1 protein-coding gene is annotated in these 22,907 nt (G+C 47.4%); it reads right to left on the bottom strand.

The window, feature by feature from the left end:
• A complete protein-coding gene (locus tag HY811_11505) occupies positions 1-22,905 on the bottom strand; it encodes a right-handed parallel beta-helix repeat-containing protein (protein MBI4835426.1) in 22,905 nt (7,634 codons plus the stop codon).
• Between the last annotated feature and the right edge of the window lie 2 nt (positions 22,906-22,907).

Genomic DNA, 22,907 nt, shown 5'->3' with positions numbered 1-22,907 from the left:
TTAGAACTTTGTGCTTAACCTGATAAAGAACCCGCTCACGTTATAATCATCATCGTAAACCGATAAATCATCCGTGAAATCGGTGAAGTTATAGCCGAATCCCAGGTTGACGCCCATCGGCCCGACCGGGCTGTGGTACTTGGTCAGTTCCTTTTCAAACTCCAGGACAAACCCGGCCTTCTGGTCTTTTGCCAGCTGTGCCACGAGCATCCGGTATTCGACACCGACTATCCAGTTATTGATTATCTCGCTATCCGATTCTATCTTATAGTTAAAGCGCGGCGCAATCAAGTAGGTGGAGCTCGTCAATGAGCCGTGGTTGCCGGTTTCTTCGGTCGCCTGCTTATACGCGAGCTTCCCTAAAACCTGCATCTTGGCATTCAAATCCACTGCGCCTTCCAGGGAGAGTATCATCGCGCTTTCCAAATTGCTTACCATCGGCTCCAGGTTCCTCGGCGTGCGGTCGGACTGGTAAGTGACCTTGGTTAACAGGTTGTATTTATCGTTATTTATCGGGCGATACGCCAGCCCCAGGCTCACTTCCGTGAACTCCGCTTCCACATCCCCGGTCGTATCGTTATTGGTCTTGCTGTAATTCATCTTGACGATGCTGGAGGCGTCTCCGTTAAACTGGTAATAGAGCTTATTGGCGGTCAGGATTGAAGTTCTGTCCGGAGCGCCTTTGTCCATCCGGTATTCCAGGCGGGTGTTGAAACGCATATATCCTTTTAGCTCGCTGGGGTCTTTTTCCCTCGGATGCGAGTTATAAGCCAGCCCAACGGATGCCACATCGCGCGAGGTTAGCGTGCCGTGGACATTATCCACCTGGCTTCTTTCGTAATTGGCGCCCATTGACCAATACTGGTTCAGGACATAATCCAATCCCATTAAACCCGTATACTGTGTATCCTCGGCGGAATTCCTGCCGGTGAATCTTTCTTCACGGTATATGCCGACATCTTTAGAGACCTGTTTCCGTTCCCCGAATATCGTGGAATAAGATTTGTTGCCGGCTTTATCTTCGCTCACCTGATACTTGGTATAAAGCGCGTGCTTGTCGCTTACCTGGCTGGTTATCCCTGCCTGGACCGAATTGCCGAGCGTTCCCATGGTGGTGGAAATATCCATCCGCTCTTTTTCGGTCAGCTTCAATACGCCGCCCAGGGTCGTCTGGTTATTGGGTTTTCCGGCGAGCACTCCCTGCTGTTCAACGGACAGCGTCCATTCCTTATTCACCTGATAATCCGCCCGTGCGGCCAATATCTGCGAGCCTTCATCGCGCAGGAGAGAACTATATATCGGTTTGTCGGTTGTCTGATACTGGTACGAACCGGTCAGCTTCAACGGCGCCTGGTCATGCGTTACCTGGATATTCAAGGACTGGCTGGAATCCGCCCCGACCTGGGTAGCGGAAGCGGTGTTGCCGTTTTCATCAAGCTGCTGGCCGTCAAACCTGACCAGGAGGTTATCCCGCTGGGTGAGTTTTGCCGAGGTCGTAAACCCGAATTTGGTCGTGCCCTGCTGGAATACGCTCTGTCCGGATGAGAATCCCTTTTCTATATTCTGGAAATATCCGGCAAACATTACTTCGTTGGGCACCTTGGTAAATGCAAGGCCGAGGTCAAAGTTAAGGTTCAGCTTATAAGCCGCGCCGTCCGCTGTCTGGGCGGTAGGCAGTGTTGCGAAATCAAAACCGCCGTCATATGATATAAACCCTGGGGTGCTTTCCGATTCGCTCGAGGCGTATTCAAAGCCTATATCCCCGTACGGGGCAAACCTGAATTTAACATCCGTGCCCATCAAGCTGTAATCCTCCAGCGGTTTTTCCTCGGTAACATAGGTTGCGCCTAAATCGATATTTTTTCCGACCGGTTGTGTTACCCTTAAGCCGGTGGCGTTCCTCGTAGAGTGCCTTGAGGCGTCGTATTCGTAATCCACTATGATATACACCGGATTACCATCCAAGAGTTCCGTTGAAATTATCGTGTTGCTGGTGGAGACGGAAGCAATCGGGTGGTAGAAGAGAATACGGCCGTTCTTGTAATCTATTTCATAATCCGCTCCGGCATTCATTACGGTGGAAGAGATTGTCATGCCGTTTACTTTATCGCGCACCTCAACGGTTATCTTTTCACTGCCGTCCATCAGGTACCTGTCTTTCAAGTAATATAATGAGCCGCCGGTTGCCCGGATTTCGTTATGGCTTGCCAATTGTTTGGCTTCTGCCACGAACAAGGTCGCCTTGGTAGTGGAGAAGAACGGCTTGGCTAACTGTATCTTTGCCCCGTAGAATCCGCGGTTATACTGGGCCAATTCGGTCCCGCTGAAGCCGGTCGAGTAATTTCCCCACATGGCGCTTGACTGTTCGCGTTCCACCCTGACGTAGAACATGCCCTGGGTATTATCCGCCACGTCGGTCCGGACAGAATCATCTCCATAGAGCGGATAGAACTTATCCGGGTCTATGAACTTGAACAAATCCTTTTCTTCGCGCTGGCTGTCAAAGGATGAAGTCAGCTGGTATTCGCCCAGGCGAGCTTTTAAGAAGAGCGAAGCCCTGCCTGTCCCGTAAGCGCCATCGCGCATGGTCTTGTCGTTACGGGTGGCATCAAGGACGCCGGAGGTAGAATTACTGCCGAACTGGGTATCAATTAAGCCGTTCAGGACTAAGTAGCCTTCCTGCCTCTTTTCTGGCGCCTTGATATTTTCCGACATCTGGACGCGCCGCTGTTTATCGGGCGTAATGGCTTCTATCAACATCCTGCCTTCGGTCGCCGAAACGTAGACTTCGGTTTCGAAAGTGCCGTCTTCAAACGGCTCGACTTCAAACCCGGCTGCCTTAGAACCCGGGGTCGAAATGGCAATCTTATTTTTGGGGTCTGTCTTACCGCTGATTGAATACACCTTGCCGGACGTATTTATATTTGCGACCGGCGTCGGCCCGATAGCCGGAACGGGTTTTACCCCTCCGACCAGCGGCGCTTCTATCTTAAAGGTCTTCCTCAATTTTTCCGCCCAGAAGGAGACCACAATCAACTGGCCGTCTTTGGTCATATCCACATTACCGTCTTTGCCTTCCACAATCAGCTTATACTTATAAGCTTTATCCTGCTCGACCATCCTGTTCCGGTCTATGGAAGAACGACCTTCCCAAACGATATCTTTTTCGATATCTGCGCTTGTCCCGGTTTTTTCATAGAATACCTGATATCCGGCAGGAGGAGTTGCATCTCCGAATTCCCCGGCGATTAAAGTATCTGATTTCACTCCATTTTCCCTGGAAGCCACCAGATTTTCTTTGTCATCTTCTTCGGGAATCCAAGCACCGCCCCTCACCGGTTCATATATTACCAGTTTCCATTTAGTGATAAACTGGCTGTAGTTAGTTAGTATCTTGAACCGGGCTGATTCTGCCAGGCGGCCGCCTTTTATGTTTAATATTTCCGGCGCTACCACCAATCCCAATTCAGGTGTTAAAGCGGGGCGGTCATCCTCGCGGTAGACCTTGACTTCAAGAGAAGGCAAGGAAACCGAATGGCGTTCTTCTTTCTCGTATCCCCACCTGTTTTCCGCCCAGATCTTTAAGGTAGTCTCGCCCGGAGGCAGTGTGTAATCACCATTGTAATTGCCATTTTCATCAAGCGGCAGCATAGTATAACCGACCTGCACCCTCACCCGGCGTTCGGTACGCCCTTCGCTCTTCGGCGGGAACATCATCCTTACCTGCTGGCCGGCTACCGATATCTGGGGATTTCCTTCGGGTGTGGTTACCACCTTGATATTTACCCTTACAATACGCCTTTCCAACGACTCAGCCGACTGGGCAAGCTTTAATCCGAAATTAACCTTTTCCAGGTGGCCTCCTAAAGTAAAGCGCACCAATACCGGGTTAGGCGTACTAAATTCCGCCCCTATTGGCAATGAGTTTTCATCCACCTTTAAAAGCTTGGTCTTGGGTTTTAATCCGGCTAAGTGATATTTACCATGCTGGTCGGTTTCAACCACGATTCCGTCTTCGGTCATGATCTTTACCCTACCGACACCGGGTTCGTTTTCATCCTGGACGCCATCACCGTTATAATCGTTAAACACCTTACCTATTATCGTGGCGTAATCGAATACCGGATCGGGAATTACCCTGACCTTTACCTGGGCTTTGTTTGATATTACCATCCCGCCGACATATTCTGCCTGGGCGGTATTTTTGTACTCACCGAAGGTAACGGCCGTACCGACTACCAGTTGATACCTGATTATCTTCGTTGAGTTCGCATTGATTGTTCCGACATTGAAAATCCTTGTCCGACCGCCCGTTGGGTCAGCCAGTTTGGTTGTATTATCTATCATGGTCGAACCGTCAATATATTTAAAGCCGGCCGGCATGATATCCCTGATATAAACATTCTTAACCGGCGAGGCATTGCTGTTAACAATCTTGATTTCATACGTCAGGATATCGCCGATAGACACATCGGGCTTGTTCGATGCTTTGGTAATCCTTAAGAGAGTGGCGGTAGGAGCCAGCGGAATATCCGCATATATCAAATCAAGTTCTGAATTATCCATTTCGAAATAACCGCCGACCGACAAGTTGCGCGCGACGGATGGAGCCACCCCTAAGAAAGTCGTATCGTCAACGTAAATCGTCCTGGTCACGGGGTCCCCCGGGAAGAGGTTAATAAACGCCGGAATACTTGCCGTGCCTGCCGAACCGATGATGGTGGATGTCGCCGTCTGGTAAGCAGGCAGGCTTGCCGGGAAAGTATAACCGGACGAATTCGTAACTATTATCTTGTAATTATACGCCACGCCGACTGCCGGCTGGTTCAAGAGGAACTGGTACTGGCCTGTTACACCTGTCCAGCCTGATGTTTGCGGGTTAGTCACGCCGACCGGACCGCCGATTTCACCGGGTAATCCGCCAACCGGGCATAACACCCAGGTGAATGTTCCGTCGGTCGTGGAACGCCACAAGCTTACTTCCATGCCGTCAAGAGGCTGGTTGGTTTGCTCATCAAACAAGATACCTATCGGGTCAACCAGTATGATAGTCCTTAAATCGCTCACGACGCCGTTACAAATCAGGGCGATCTGGCGTGTGCCTCTGGGCAACGGTTGAGTAAGATTTATCGTATACGAACCATCAGCCTGCACAAAAGCCGTACCAATATTCATATCATACAAAAGTGTGGCAGTCGTATTGATATTAACCGTAGCGGTTATTGCCTGACCGGCATTAGTGACACCGGCATTCCCTGATATATCAGGGCGGTTTGTCGTAACAATATACTCATTTTCCACCGGGGAAATTATCGACGGGACGGTTGCCGGAGCGACCGCTTCGACAGTAATCGGCCTGGGCTGGCCTTCCACGCCGCCTGCAATCGGTTTAAAGATATGGCCGCCTACGCTTAAGGCACCTGTAACTTTCATCATCCAATAACCGTTTGCATCGGAAGTGGTCGTCAAAACTTGAGTCCCGGGCAGGCCGCCGGTGATATCCCATAATTCAACCGTTACAGAAGGAGCGGCCAACCCCATAAACACCGGGGTGGGACCGACCTGCTTATAATCCTGTGGGTATAAAATATCTGATGCGCTTACCGTTGTTTTGGCATCCACCGCATCCACGCTGGCAGTATCGGCAGTCGATTTAGCGTAGATAATCAAATCACCGCTATCTCCATTATTTTTGCCGATTGGCATAACTAAAAACTTAACTGTGATAGAATCCGTCTTAGTTATAGCTCCGGTGGTTTCCCAGGGCAATAGCCTTTGGGTATCTGTATTATCGTAGAAAGTTATAAACCAACCGCTACCGGGTAAAGTCGCAGAAATGGTAAATGTTTCCCCTAAATTACCATCATTCTGTAATTTAACATAATAAGTAATTACTTCATTGTTTTTAGCCGAGCCTTGCTTAGTTTGGTTAGCGGAAATCGGCGGAATCTCATCCTCGTAATCCCCGTCGCCGCTAAACACGCTGTTATCCAAACTGATTAAAAGATCCGGCCTGCGCGTCGTCACTATAATTGCCTTCGCTAACACGGAATCATACTTGCTAAAACCGGAAAGCGTTGACCAGGCGGTAACGCTTATCGCCTTGGTATTACCTCCATCGGGAGTGTTATCAGGTTGGACAAGTATCTTGACTTCTTTTATCTCGTTACGGGTAAAGGAGGTCGCCCATCCGGTTGCCGGGTTGGTAATATTGGCGGTAATATCCGCGCCTCCCGGCACCATATAGTAACTTACCCACCATCCAGCGCTGTTTCCAATACCTGTTACCGAAATGGTATCCGTAACGTTGGCTTCATTAACCACCTTAAAGTAATATGTCAAAATAGAATTAGTAGAAACTGTATTCGTCACGGTCTGGTCAGGGTCCAATGCATCTGGAGGCGTATACTTGGTTTCTCCTACGTAAGGGGCGGATTCCGTCTTCACGGCGGTATTAACCTGGTAAGTGGTAGCCACTGTGGCATTCACCTGAACAGTATCCGTATTGTTGCTGGAATTGGTCACGCGGACAATAAACGAGCCTGTATCGCTGCCGGATAAATTACTGGTAGCTGTTACACGCATACGAATTATGCGTTTCCATCCTGTTACAGAATACGGCTCCATCACGCCCACCGTTCCGGGGTTAAATGTCCCCTGGGAAACAGCGGTGGTAATACTATCATCCTCTCCGCTTACCCCATCATAATAAGACACAATCCATCCGCCATAGGACGACGTGCCTGTAACGGCATAGGCTGTTTCGTTGGCATTTCCGTCATTTTCCAGCCAGATATAATACGTAAGGGCGGCATTATTTGCAATTGTAGTCGTGGTTATCTGGGATGTCGGGTCGTAACTATTATCATATTGATAAGTGGCTTTAAGATTCGGATCCCCATAACTTTCTTTTGTAAGCAAGGCATCGGGTCTTTGCGCCGTAGCTTTAGCCAGAACAGAATCCGTGGATGCAGCACCGCCGGAAGCCGTTGCAGTAATGGTTATCGGCAAAAGCTCCGTTCCTATTACCGAACCATCGGGAGTAACTTCAATCCTGATTTCCTTGGCCTGGTTACGGGTAAAGGAGGTCGCCCATCCGGTTACCGGATTGGTAATATTGGCGGTAATATTTGCACTGGTCGGGTCATAATAAGTAATCCACCATCCACTGCCAGAACCTGCGGTGGCTAAAGTAATCGTATCGGTTACATTAGCCTCATTAACGATTTTTACATAATAAGTAACTATTTTATTTGTGTTGGCTGTTCGGGAAACCGCCTGGTTCGGGTCTAAAGCCGTCGGAGGTGTGTAAACCGCCTCCCCTGTATACGGACCGCCGGAAATACTGCCGATAGATGTATTAACTTTATATGTAGTATTTACAGTGAATGTCACTCCGACCGTATCCGTTGCTAAGGTTGAATCGGTTGCCTTAACGATATAAGTTGCGCTGTCAGTTCCGTTAAGCGTATTTCCGGCTTCTACCACCATCCGAATAATACGTTTCCAAGTTGTTATGGAATATGGCTCCATCTTATCTGAATTAGCCGGGTTCCCCGCATTATATATACCATTCTGAACTTCTGTGGTAATATCCGTTGTTCCGCTTGCATCTTCATAATAAGTAATCCACCAACCGGCGGACGCCGAGCTTCCCGTAACCAGATACGTCTCATCAGTATTACCGTCATTTTCTATCCAAATATAATATGTAAGGACCTGGTTATTAGCAATGGATGTCGTGGAAATCTGCCAGGCAGGCGGATAGTATGTATCATTATACTGATACGTTTCTTTAACCGATGTATCACCGTATCCTTCCTTTGTAAGCAAGGTATCCGGTCTATTGCTGTTGCTTACTGCCGTCCATGCCATTACGACATCGTTTACGGCTGCAGAAGAAGATGCGGTGACATAAAGATACTGCGGGATAGAACCGTATTGGTTATCTGGAGTGACGTTTATCCTTAAATACTTCGAAGAACCGATACCTATATTACCGGTAGTCCAAGTAAATGTTGGAGCGGTGTAATTAATTATTGTACCGTCAAAGTTATTATCATCACCATCCGGATCATCATAGAAAGTAACGAACCAACCGGTTGTTCTTACGGCAGTGATTGAATAACTTTCCATAAGGTTACCGTCGTTTCTAACCTGCACGTAATATGTCACGGTTGCCGAATTCGCTACGCTGATAGGGCCTCTGGTTTGGTTTAGCGCCGTGGTATTATAATCGCTATCTCCGAGATATACCCCATCCCCATCTTCTTTTACCAGGCCGTTCGGTTTGGAGAAAACCTGGACATCCACCTGACACTTAACTGTATCATATTTAGAAGTATCATTTACAGAACCCGATTGAATGGTTGCAATAGTCGTACTTGTCCCAGTCAATGCATTGCGAGCCGTAATTTCCGCTCTTATTTCACGAGGCAAAGCCGGCACGCTCCAACTGCCATTCGACAGGTTTGCATTGGGAATCACAACCCCGCCTGCACCTTCATCATAATACGTGATAAACCAATCAGGTCCCGTGTTAACCGTTGCGGAAAGAGTGAAACTATCTGCTGTATTACCATCGTTTTCGAGAGTGATATAATACGTAACCGTCCTGATTGATTCCGTAATAGTTTGGGTTTTCTTTTGTTCCACTCCGAACCAGCTCTGTTGTATAATTACATACGAAGGCAGGGCATACCGGTCTTTGCTGGGTTGCCCGGAGTCGCAAAGGTCATCATACGTTCCGGAAGAAGTCCTTACCCATGTATCCGGTTGATAACCCGCTGTTACGGTTGTGGTTACTAATCCCACATCGGTAGAAGTCGTCACGTTGGTAGAATTCGCATAGATATAAACATCTTTTGTATCATTGTAAGAAGTCGTCCATCTTGGGAACACCCTAACAATCAGGTACCTATAATCATCTTTTGCTACATTGGTCCAAGCGTAACCAGTACCTGTAACGCTGGAAGTAATATTAGTATCAACACCCGATTCATAAACACCGGTAGTTCCGTTATCTACGTAATAATAGATACTCCAGTTAGCGTCTCCGCTTGTACCGGTTATTGAGAACGAATCAACCACGGTTCCATCATTCTGGATCTTTAAATAATAAGTAACCGCGCAGTCACGGTAAGCTGTTAAGGACCTTGCCTGCGTGGTAATCGGCAGAGAACTGTCGTAATAATTGTCTCCGTAATAAGAACTCCCTCCTGATTCTTGCACCATAATATCCGGCTGATATATTATCGCGCTAAATGTGGTCTTAACCATGCCATAATCCAGTTTTGCCGCGTCACCCGCTGCTTTAAGATTTACCACTGCAATATAAGAAGAGTTATTCGCCGGGAGGCTGGTCAAGTTGGGCGATACGACCACAAACACTTGCTGGTAATCACCAGTGGTATAAGGAGCAACCGAGGGCATCCAACCGGCATTAGTTACCTGAGAGGTTATTTCGCTCCCCGTTCCGTCCCAAACACCGTCTTTACCCGTATCATAATAATACGATACTATCCAGTTAGCGTTACCGCCATAACCATATAATGAAATACCTTCGGTGTAGTTACCATCGTTTTCTATTTTGACATAGTAGGTCGCGGCACTCCCAATACCCATAAGCGTCGCGTATTGTTTCTGTGAGAGTAATTCAGGATCTCCGGGTAGCGAGGTTTCATAAACAGTATCACCTGTCCATGTTATAGTATCTGATAACCATATATCTGGCCGGCGGGTAACGCTATTAGATGTTTGCGCGTTTACCTGGTCGAAATAAGCGGTATTACTGGAAGTTCCTTTGATTACCGCGGTAAACGTATCGGTTCCGGCTACGGAATTATCTATGCTTACCACTAAACGGAATAGTTTCGTGTCATTGGTGTTTATAGAGTAATTTGCTCCTGTTGCAGTGGTTATACTATAATTAGGCGTACCGGGAATTTCCGATTCAAGTCCGGAAGCAAGATCGTAATATGATATAAACCATCCGGCAGGCGCAGTATTAAGCTGTCTGATAGTAATGGTATCAGGATTAGTTGAGCCGTCATTTTTCAGGGTAATATAATAAGTTACTATGCTGGGGTAAGTCACTCCACGATTGTTTAAGGTAGCAGATGCAAACTGGTCATCCGGCGACGGGTCGGAAAAATATGGAGGTCCGGTGCGCACATACGAACCACTCGAAACCTTAACGTATAAATCAGGTTGGAATATATTTTGGTATTGGTTGATTGTTTTAACGGCATCGGTTTTAACCGCTCCTCCGCCGAGTGAGTTTGCCTGAACATATACATTACGGATCCCTGACTGGCCGGCATAGGGACGCACGATTACTTTAATAAGCTTATAATCTCCTTCAAATTTCACAAGAGCCCATTGCGCCGCACCAAGTCCCTGGATAACGGCCTGCGTAATATCCGCACCAGGTTCGCCTCCTGTTACGTCATAATACGTCACCGTTCCCCAAGTATCTAATGAAGCGTAAGGCCCTACCCATGTCCCGGTCCCGCTTATACTTATGGTATCATCTGTATTGCCGTCATTTTGAACACGGATATAATAGGTGGCGTAAGTTCCATTATCTATAGATTTCCCTTTTACCTGGTCGGTAGCAGGAACAGTGTTGTAGTAACTGACATTGCCCCAGCTTTCCGGTGGGACACCGTTTCTGAAATACTCGGCATCTAATTCACCTTCTAATTTTACCATGGCGTCTGCCTGATAAATATTATTAACCGTCCCTTGGGCTACAACCAAATCTGATTTCTCATTGGCAGTGCCTTTTTGGAGCGTTGCCCAGATATTGGCGGTTTTTATATCAGCACCCGGTGTATAAGTAAGCGCCGTCATTTCCATCCATATCTGCGTATCGGTTGTCTGAGAGCCTGCCTGCCCATATCTATTAAGAACTATTGTATAGTTCAAATCAGTTATTACGCCCTGGGAGATATCCGTTCTGCCGCTTCCTGAATTGTCATAATAACTGATCGTCCATTTGCTATCGCTTCCAACGCCGGTTAAAGTTATTGTTTCGTTAGTATTACCTTCATTTTGTATCTTTATATAATATGTAAGCGTCTGCCTATTCGTAAAAGCGCCGCTTGCCGTTTGATTGGTCGGCGGATAATATTGGTCTTCCCCAACCCAACCGCTCTGGTTAATAAGCGCATCCACCTGATAAGCATTGTTAACGGTAGTTGCCATAGATACCGTATCTTTTTCGGAACTATCATTTGAGGATATCGCCGTAACAGTTGCGGTTACTGTTGTATTTCCGGCAACCGTATCATCCGGCGTCACTTTAATCCATAACACCTCAACCGGAACTCCCGGTGCGCCGAGGTTAATCACTGCAGTAACATGGCCGGTACTCACCATTTGATTCGTCACATCGGTTAAATACCCGGCATCGCTGTAATACGACACGGTCCATCCGGCCCCGAGCGTCGCCGAGGAAGTTCCGGTCAGTGTAAACGTTTCATTAATATTGCCGTCATTTTGAACCTGCACTTTATAGGTTGCGGCAACATTACGGTTGGTTGTATTAGCCTGGTTATTCGCTCCGGAACCGTCCGTATTCCAAACATCATCACCCGTATAAGCGCCGCCGTTAGAAATATGGGCATCTGGTTTGTATTCGGCATCCATGGTTGAAGTAAGCTTAATGGAATCGGCCGGACCACCGTCGCTGTAACGAACCCTGGCAATCACCGTACAAGTTGTATTTCCGGTAATATCCATGGAAGGAGTGGTCACAACCGTGATGTCCTGCCAGTTTGAAGCGCCTCCGTATAAAGCAGCTCTTTCAAGGCTTGGCGTCACCCAGCCGCCTCCGGCTATGTCGGCAGTAATATCAGTCGTCCCGTTAAATACCGTGGTAGAATTGTAACAGCTTATTGTCCAAGAACCAGTCAAACTACCTTCATCGGCTATTCCCGTTACCGTATAAACCGTATCTGTATTGCCTTCATTTTCAATCCTGATATAATAAGTTGCCGTGCCTATCATTGGATACGCTCTTGCTATATTCTGGTTTTGAGTAGCATCTTCTGTAGCCGGCGGTTCGTAAACGTTATCCGTATTGGCATAACTTCCTCCGGAAGCCTTCTGGTACATTAAATCTACCGTGTAAGAATTAGTCACTGTCGCCACTATTTGTCCGGCGTCAGTTTCGCCTGTATCCACCTTGGTTGCCCATATCTTGAATGTCTTTGCAACCGCCGCGGAATCATTTGTAACGTAGAGATTAACCCGTAATATTTTGCTATAGCCTTTGTTAAGAACGCCGCTAAACCAACCGGTAGGCGTAATTGTCGCCGCAGGAATAATATTGGCATCGTTTTCACTTTCCACTTGGGTATTACCCCAATAATACGTCACAAACCATTTATCCGCAATATTACCGGCATCCGCCGTTATGGTATATCCTGGTGAGTCATAGTTGCCGTCATTCTGTAACTGGTAATAATATGTAAGTACTTGGTAGTTATTGATATTGGTTGCCTGGCTTAAGTTAGCCGGGTCGGACGAGTAGCTATCGCCTCCCGTATACCCACCACCAGCAGGTTTGGATAATAAATCAGGCTTATAGTTTGCGGTAAGTATCTGTGCGTTTACAACATCGCTTGACCCAACTATTGTGGTTGAATTTGTTACGATATAGATGTTTTTAGTCTGTTCCGTCAAAACGGGATTGTCGTAACAAACTTCGCACCGCATGGTAGAGGTCGCGCCTTCGGCCAGGTTAATTATCGGATATCCACCTGCGCTTGTTACCTGCCCGGTCACATCACCGGCCCCGTCATAAGAACTGTAATATGTCACCCACCACCCGGCGCCAAGGTCGGCGGAAGAGACTCCTGTCACGGAGATTGTATCCAGCGCACCGCCGTCGTTTTGTATCATTATGTAATAAGTAGCCACCATATTCGCCGCGATTGTCCGGCTGACAATCTGCTCGCTGTTTGGAATAGCGGTTTCATAAACGTTATTTGTCTTCCATGTGGATGATGTTACAAGAGGATCGAAATCGAGCGCGACCATCGCATCCGTTCCCGGAACCTGCGCTGTAAGTTGGACAGAATCCACCTCACCCGTATCCGTCTTGGTTGCATATATCTTAAAAATCTTATTTTGTCCGGGAGGTTCAAAGGCGTTTACATATATATTAGCCCTTAAATATGCTATACCCGTAGGGGTAATCGCACTCGTTGCTATTCCGGGGGTGGTAATAGAGGTCTGCGCGCCATCTAATTCCCCATCATCGCCGTCGGGGTCTATATAATATGTTACCCACCAATTACCTACGTTACCATCGTCTCCGGTAATAGAGTAACTTGTTGCAGTATATGTTCCGTCATTTTGTAATTGGTAATAATATGTTGCCACCTGGTTATTACTGACCGTCGCCTGCAGGTTTTGGACACTCGAATCGCTGCTGTAAACATTATCAAAATTGTATGCTTCACCCGCCTTTTTAACAAGGATATCTGGCTTATAAGAAGCGCTCGTAGTCTGCCCGGCAACCTCATCATACAAAGACGCAGGCGCACCTACTATGGAGAAGGCATAGATAGTGATTGGTTTGGTTTCATTTACAGGAACCACCCCGGCATTGTATTCCACCTCAACCCTCATAATACCTGTTGCCCCGCCATTCAAACTGCCCGGCGACCAGCCGGTAACAGGAGTGGTTATTTGACCGGTAATATTATTTCCCGGAGCGGCGGCCTGATCATAGTATGTAATGAACCAGCCCGCACCGCTTGAGCCATTGGCTGTTATTGAGAACGAATCGGCAAGCGCTGCTTCGTTTTCCAATGTAATATAATATGTGACAACGGTAGAACCTGCGATAAGGGTGCTGGTAACCTGTGCTGTAGGCGCATATTGGTCCTGGCCGACCCATGTTACGCCGTTGTCTCTATTTATCCATAAATCTGGCGAAGGAACCTCGACCGTTATCCTTCCGGTATCTGTTTCGCCTGTTTCAAGCCTCGTGGCATATAGGTCGAAATTCTGGGTAGCACCCCGTGCTGCGCCTGATGCACTTATCAGGACAATCAACTGTTTGGTTTCGCCGACGTTGAAATTACCGACCGACCATCCATCGGTAATATCAATCTCTTCCCCGTCATCAGGTAAATCGTTAAGAGTAACGGCGCCATCATAATAGTAAGTAATCGTCCAGGGGCCCACGGTGCCGTCATTCCCGGTTATTGAGTAAGGCAATAATCCTCCGGTAGAATAACTGCCGTCGTTCTGGATTTTATAATAATAAGTAACGGTCATCCCGTTATCAACGATTTTGGTCTGCGCCTGGGTTGCCGGATTGGCATTATAGACGTTATTATACGGTCCGGGGAATCCGCCGATAGTAGCCGAAGAATAAAGGTCCGGCTGGTAGTTTGCGGTTTTGACGACACATTTTACTACATCGCGCTTCGCTAAATCAACGCCCGAGTTTACATATATATATATGTCTTTGGTAACATTCGGCCCGATTAGGGCAGAATCGTATCCAATCACGGCGGTCATGGTAATAGCTCCGCCATTAGCAGTAAGGATAGGGGTGCCGTAACCGCCTGCCCCGATGATCATCGGGGTGATATCCGTAGCACGGGTAATAGAATCATAATATGTAATGAACCATCCCGCACCCGTAGCGGCGCCGGTTGGAGATGCCGCGGTGATTGAATAAGTATCGTTGTTAATACTGTCATTTTGTATTTGGATATAATAGGTTACTTCCGCGTCAGGAACCGACACATAGGAAGGAACAGTTTGTGTTATGACCTGCGCGGTAGTCGTGGGAGTAAGAGAGGTATCGTATGCTTCATCCGTATTCCAGGGAGGAAGCCCGTCTTTGGACACCATGAGATCCGGCTGGTAAAGCTGCCCGCAGGAAGTTATCATTTTCACCGCGTCTTTCTTCGCGGAATCGTTGTAAGATATGGCGGTAAGGTAGTCTTCCTTGGCACTTCCGCTTGCCCCAAGCTGGTTATATATATATGCGGTTAAAACAATATTGCCGCCCACTGTCACCGGCGGAGAGAGCCATTTATTGGAAGTTACGTCAGAGGTAATATCAACGGTTCCATAGTAATACGTCACCCACCACGTAGCGGCAGGCCCTGATTGGCCAAAGGCGGCGTTGGTGCCGGTTATGGTGAAGTTGTCAGTAACGTTACCGTCGTTTTGCAGCTTAATATAATATGAAGTAATGCCGCCGATATCAATAGAGGTGTTTTTTATCTGGGCGGCGGGGATAGTTTCGTAAGTGTTGTCCGTGAGATAGAAACCATCGGCTTCAGATGATTTCTTAACCATGACATCCGAACGGTATGTCGAATTAATCGTTAGGGCTATTTTTACCTGGTCGGTCTTTGTGGCATCGTTATAACATTTTCCACCCACGGTAATAGTATATATGCCAGCAACCGCGGTATCGGTAGCCGTTGCCTCAACGCGGATTTCGGTCGTGCCGGTAGATGTTAATACCGGGCTAAGCCAACCTAAGCCGTTGGTTATATTCGTGGTAATATCCGTATTGCCGGAATCGTAATATTTTACCGTCCAGCCGGTTCCGAGCGTAGCAGAGGATGTCCCGGTGACAGTTATCTGGTCGTTGCCGGTGCCATCGTTTTGCAACTGGACATAGTAAGTCACCAGGGTGTTCTTATTTATAGTCGCGGAAAGTTTCTGTTCGGCAGGCGGGTCAAAGGTGTCGTCGGTAGAATAACTACCTCCCTGCGCCTTTACTGCCAAATCCGCACGATTCGGGTAGACATAGGTAGTAAATTTAACCAAATCCTGTAATGTCGTTGTTGCATCATTTTTAGGCCTGGACCAAATCTTTAGTTCTTTAGAGGAAGCGGTGGCTTGTCCTTGTGGCTCCACCCCAACCGCAAAATCCCAGGTTGCCCCGGCAGCTAAGTTTAATAAAATACCCGGACCTGTGATGCTGGAAGTAATGTCACCGCTAATAGTGCTGTAATAAGTAACCCACCATTGTCCTGCCAAGCCGGCATCGCCGGTAACAGAAAAGTCACCGAGCGAACCTCCGTCGTTCTGTATCCTGATATAATACGAGGCAACTTTGGCATTATCTGTGTTGCTAATGATGCTCTGATTTTGCCCATCCATGGTATAGATATCATTACCTGTCCATCCGCCAGCCGGATCCTTTCTTAATTGCAGGTCGGATTTCCAATCAACTACGGTAAGTACCGTATTGCCCGAGGAGAGCGTTGCCATCGCCGCTTTATCATGGGGGGCGCTTACTGTAAAATAATTATTATCCACCAAACGCGCACCAATAGGCACTAAATTCGCCGTTTTCGATATATCATAAACCACAAAGAACGTATTATTGTTAGCGGTAAGAACATTCTGCGCCGGAATTAACTGAATATTTACATACCAATTGGTGAAGGAAACAGGATTGGAAATCAGTAGATCTTTGGTTGCGTCAAAATTATTACTTCCATCAGTGTCCCGGTATATCTTGACGGCACTAATATCTGAGTCGCTAAAAGCGCCTGCGCCGGTTAGCGTCACGGCGACATAAGTAAGCAGGGTTTCACTGCAAACAACTCCCGCGGGCAATGAAGGAGCAATATTAAATTTCAGCATCGGGACATTGGCATCGCCTTGATAGATGGTTCCCGGGATTTGGGTTGCCCCGTTAAAAAGCGCTATCGTGCTTTTCCAGATTGCCTGGCTACCGTCTGTTTCTAAATCTTTGGTCCCGGCATTAGTATTAGTATAATCAATAAAAGTCAGTTGTGTCGGCGTTATTCCGTTCCACCCGACCTCAACATCTTTACTACTCGTGTTGTCGTCAAATGATATACCGCTTAAGGTTTTTTGCTGCCCGCTAAAAACCTTAAGATAATTTACGTTAATCGGGCTCGGATTTGTAAAAGTAATATTATTAAAATCAGCTAATGTGCCGGTCGAGGGCACGTAAATGCCTCCGACCGCCGGGCCTGATATCTTAACGTTATTGGCATCTATAGTTCCCGAAACCCCGATAACATAGAAATAACCGGCCGCGGCCGTGGCAGAAACTAATGTTGCCTGGGCTAAACCGACGCCTCCTTTCATCTGCAGGACCGAAGTCGCCGGTATTTGCAACCTTGAGCGATTACCGAAAGCAACTATGGAAGAAGGTCCTATTAAAACAGTTTTCTGGACATTCTGGTCTCCGGCGCCGGTATAACTTTCATCCGCATAGTTGAATTTCAAGGTCGCACCTGCTGCTGGCGAATAATCCCCCCAGATTACCGTTGTTCCAGCCGCCTGGTCATGTTTTTGGGAAATGACCCAATCGCCTGTTTTATCAATAGTGTTTTGAACTTCGGTAGTAGAGCCTAAAATACAATTCTGCAAGGTTAATCTCTGCGCGCCAACATAACCACCATAAGATACAACATCTGCTGTGGAACTGTTCGTAATAACCGAATTAATAAACACCGCATATGCTGTAGTGGCTGGAGTCCCATTACCTACCGATATTCCAACCGGGTTTTTACTTATCCACATATTAGTAAAAGTTTGATTAACTCCAGCCCAGCCAAAACTAACACCGTTATCAGTATTTGAATAGACATAATTATTATCAATCGTATTATTATTAGTAGTTCCATCTACGCTAATACCGCGCGAGTTATCATAGATGTTATTATTTTTGACGGTGTTGTAAGTACATGAACTTAAATAGAAAGCGAAATAACAGCCGTAAATATTACACGTATCTACGGTTAATCCTTCGCCCGCCACGTTACCGTCTACCGAAGAAGCACGTATCCCCCTTTTGTTGCTATCTGTAGCTGTCCCTATATAACAAAGCGTTGCATATTGGAACTTGCTTTCCGAACCATTTTTAAGCAACAGATATAATTTATAAGACCCCGGACCACCATTGGAAATAATACAATCGCGCGATGCGGAAGATGTGCCAAGGGCCTCTAAGTAGCCGGTTGATTCCACCTCTAACCCATATTGCCCGTCTGAAGATAACGAATTAATCCTGGTCAAAGTATTTGCGCCCAAACGCAGTATACCGGATACAGAAATATTTCCAGTTGCCGACCATTCTTTTCCTGCAGTCTGGTGTTTCAATTCGCCGCCGTCTGATATGGTGGTGGTAATCGTCCGTAAATCGTTATCTATCGTTAAAACAGAAAGGTTCGGGACGGTTATAGGAGTCCCGACCTGCACCAAGCCTATGGTCAGGTCCTTACCGTTCAGGTTAAGTGAATTGTTCCCGGCAAGGATAAAATAGTCCGGCGCGCCTGCTCCGGAAGATGTTAGTTCTACCGTATTGGTGTCATCCGTTACACTAATAGAGGCGTTGTTCGTAATCGTCATTCCGGCCAAAACCTGCAGGGTCATGGCTTGCGGTCCTCCATTTAATCCCAGGCCTCCGGCATTAATCGCGATGTTTCCGGTCTTGACCGTGCCGGTTACGTTCACGGTATGGTTAATCGTTACATCGTTCCAATCCGGAGGAACCGAGGCGTTATTCCAGGTGCTTCCATCATGCCAGTTACCGTCTTTTACGGTTATCCATGCGCCTGCAGTGAACCAATCTGCGTAACCCTGCTCTTCAAAATCCTTGGTGCCGGCATAGTCATTGCTGTAATTGGTAAAAGTAATATACTGCGCCGCGCCGATATTCGTCCAGACATCATACCAGGCGGAATTATCAAAGGAACACCCGCTTATAGTCTTATTGCCACCGAAGGCGGTATTATTGAAATAGAGATGCTGCCCGTCTGCCTTACAGTTGGCATAAATACCGTTATTTAAAGAGGTGATTTGCGCCGCGGTCGAGCGTATTTCCAGGCCGTAATTTGAGTTTGCGGCGTCGTATCCCAAATTCTCAAACTTATAACAATTGGCATTGATGGTGCCCGAAAGAATCATGTTATAATAAACGCCGGCGACTGACGACTTAACCGAGGTGATATTAACGGGCGTGGTATTCCCGCTTGCCATATCCAGTGTTGCGGCGGCATCCAAACGGAAACGTGATGTCCCGCCATTAAGCCCTGAAGCGCCAGGCATGAAAGTTACTACCTTGGGGGTGTTTGCCTGGCCGGCATCAGGGGCAACCGGCGTATATCCATGATTAGTATAGTTCCAATTCTCTGTCCCGGCCGATTTAACATAATCCCCCCAGATTCTTATATCACCGGCCACCTGGTCGTGTTTGTAGGAAACAGCCGCAAAACCCACATGGACATTAGCGGGGTTCGCCCACCTAAATTCAGTAGCACTGTTAAAAAGGCAATTCCTGAAGTAATTGATTCTGTTACTCGTCGGGGTTGTCCCCGGGTTCAAATTGACATCGCAGACGCTGTTAACGACAGGCGTACCAAATTGAACATTGATAAAATTATCACTGCTGCTCCACTCCTGGATTTCTATTCCATACGTATTGCCATAAATCGAACCGCCGTCAAAAGTAAGGGGGTCTACCGACCGGACTATTAAACCATAAGTATTATTATAGACCTTTGTGTTATTATAAATACTAATACTTGAATCAATTACAATCTCTATCCCGGTTGGGTTATTATATATTTCTGTATTACTGATATTATTATTTGCACTCCGTGCATCCCAATTAGGAGAGTAAAAATATATGCCTCTTGAACTATTATTATAGATTTTAGAATTTGCGATAGAGGTGCTCGTAATATTACTGGCACGAATTCCCTGATAGTTGTTATGTATATCGCAGCCATCGACGGTAAAACCATCATTCGCCTGATTCTTAACCGCGTCTACAAATATGCCTTCCTTTGTATAAGGAGACCCTTGGGCATAACCCAATTCATATATATTACAATACTGGAATTTGGAGAGCGAACCGGGTTTCAAATAGATATACGAGCGGAAAGAGGAAGCCGAAGTGATTATACAGTCGCGGTCTGCCGTGGAAGTTCCAGTCGCGGTCAGGGTGCCGAGCGAATCCACAATCAGGCCGTATTGGCCGTTAGAGGCGCATTGGATTTTAAGAGCGGTCTCCGGCTGGAGCTCTAAAAGGCCTGTAGTGGCTGCCGAGCCAATCGCGACATCCCCTGCCGCGGTCCAGGTAATAGCCGTCCCGCTGCCATCCAGTTTTAAGGTGCTGCCATTGATAATTGTTACAGTCTGAGTCTGCATGCTGTTACTAAAAGTAATATTAACATTCGTCGAGGGGTTCATCGCTCGCTGGTAATCCATACCGGCAAAGGTCAGGTTCAAGCCGGCCAGCCAGGTTAAATCATTGCCTTTATATATAACCCTATTTGGATTAGTCAGGCTTTCTGCCGTGATGGTAACAGGATTCGTATTACTCTGGAAATCAATCGTAGCGGTATTCGATATAATACCCCCGTTTTTAATAATTAAAGAACGAGCCGCGGCTAAAGGATTGAATATCAGTATCCCCGTATTACTAACCGTCAGGTTTGTACAAGAAACAGTGCCAGGAGCAGAACTAATTGTTACTGTTACGTTAGTAATAACCACATTATCGTTAATAGTAGGCGGACCAAATCCGCCGCCGCCGCCAGGAGTTATATCCCAAGTAAAAGCATTATTCCAAGCACCATTAGCAACCGCATAATAGGTCGTCCCGCCACCGGACCATGTAACTGTTCCGGAAACCTCGTTATCAGCCGTATTAGCGCGGGAATTGGTAAAATTGGTGAATGTGATATTGGTAGTATTATCCACCCGGACATCCCATGTCGTAGAAGTATCAAAGGAGCAACCGGTCCTGGTAATATTACCGCCAACCGCTAATACCAGATGTGTTGTGCCGGCCGTGTTGTTCTTCCATGTGCAATAGTCTAATGACGGAAGGTTGTTGGTCGTTTCGTTCGGGATACTGCCTGTAGATGAGATGAGCGTGCCGGTAACCAAGTTCTGGAATTCGACTGCATATACAGAGAATTTTCCCTGGTTAGGATTGGCGCCGCCTTCTATGAGGATGCCGTAGGTGTCCGCACCGGTAGAACGAACGAGGACCGGCGCCCAGCTGGGTGTGGTAATACCGACAAATTCTATCAATGCGCCGCCATTTTGGCTGGGGTCAATCCTCAAACGGCTTTTACCGGCGGGTATCTGGTAAGGCAAGGTCCCGATTGCAGCCATCGTTGTAGAACAAGGCCCGAACTCCACTATCTTTTGGGTATTGGCATCATTAGTCACTCCGGCAACCAAGGCCGTATCGTATCTGGCCTTCACCTGGCCTGCAACACCAAGCGGGCGCCAATCGCCCCAAGCCCTGACTAAACCGGGAACGCTGTCGTGCTTATAGGAAACAATCCGGTCGTTGGCAACATGAATATTAGCTGTTTCAACTTCGACCGGTGAAGCCAGAATGCAATTTTCCAGGCGCAATGCGTTGGGGATAGTCCGGCCTGCCCAATAGAAAAACCCGATATCCGCGGTAGTATTCTGTCCCAACGTTCCGAAATTACAATTACGGAAGATTTGCTCGTTCGTATACGAACCTCCGCAAATACCCCGGTCAATGAACAATCCATAGGCACAACTATAAATCGTGGTATTAGTAATGGGGTTCGTACTAAAGCAATAAGACCCCGCAACATTAGCGCCGACAAACTGCATCCCGTAATTACTGCTATAAATCGTATTGCCTCCGATGAGGTGGCCGTTGTTGCCTGTAGTATTCGGCCCGATATAAATACCGCCGGTGGACAGGCTATACATGGTGTTATTGGTAATGCGGTTATTAAGGCATCCGCCGGTAATGGTATTAAGCACCACAGCCCACGCGCTACCGTTATGGATTTGGCAGTTGTCAACTGTCAACCCCTGGGCGGCAACGCCGCTATCGTTATTACCGTTTACATCATAGGCAGTAATACCCCATTTATCCGTAACAGACACTCCGCAACCGGTGATATCGCAGTATTGGAATAAAGCCGCGGGCGTGCCGGCCGTCGCGGTATTCTTTAAAAGTATATACGTTTTATACGCGGTGGAAGAAGCGATTGTTACGAGGTTGCCTGCTGTCCCGGTGGCGGAAATCTGGCCGCCGTCTACCAGGTTAAATCCGTACTGTCCGTCGGCTGACGGATTCAGGTAAACCTTGCTGCCGGGCGCTAAAGTTAAACGCGCGGTAGAGTTTGCAGTGAATCCGAAACTGCCACCATTGCAATTAATCGTCCCGCCGCTTGCGACAGAAAGCGTGCTGGCGGTAATGGTAATGCCGGCGCCTGCGGTTAAGGTGTTCAATCCGATATTTAAATTAGCGCTAACCGTAATCAATCCGCTTGAGGCAAGGTTACCGCTAAGGGTAACGGCGCTTCCAACCGTAAACGCACCGGTAGTAAGAGTGCCTATTTCGCTAAAAGTAACACCCGTAGTATCTAGGGCAAAGGGATAAGAAAATTTGGTAAAGGCAAGGTTATTCCCAGCCCATGTCGCGGCAGACCCGCTAAAACTGGCTGTCCCGCCTGAGGTCAGCTTAGCCAGGCCGCCGGCGCTGTTTACCGTAAATGTTCCATTATTTACAACTTGGGAACCGTCATCAATTTCCAGAGTTGCAGGACCAACGATAGTCAGGCTTTTCCCGGCATTTACCGTAATATTACCGCACTTGGTTGTGCCGGGTCCATTAATCGTTACGGCATGTTTTATCGTTGCGGTATCGCCGGTATCCGGGACGCCTATCGGGTCCCAGGTGTTCTGGTCACTCCAGGCGCCGTCTTTGACCGATTCAAACTGCGCTTTTTTGACAATCGGGGGCGGCTCGCTTTCAAAGGCAAAAACGGGAGAGAGACTAACCACAAAGGCACAAAGAGCACTAAGAATTCCAGTAATCAGTTTCGATTTCCGCCCCGATGCTAATCGGGATTTCGCTTCGCTCAACATAC

It is taken from the genome of Planctomycetota bacterium (assembly GCA_016207825.1).
Taxonomy (GTDB): domain Bacteria; phylum Planctomycetota; class MHYJ01; order JACQXL01; family JACQZI01; genus JACQZI01.
Note: the sequence above shows the minus strand (reverse complement) of the source record. Positions and strands in the feature narration are given on the sequence as shown.

Bases quoted from the DNA above. Each gene is read 5' to 3' on its own strand.
- HY811_11505 (MBI4835426.1), bottom strand. From the start codon at position 22,905: ATGTTGAGCGAAGCGAAATCCCGATTAGCATCGGGGCGGAAATCGAAA.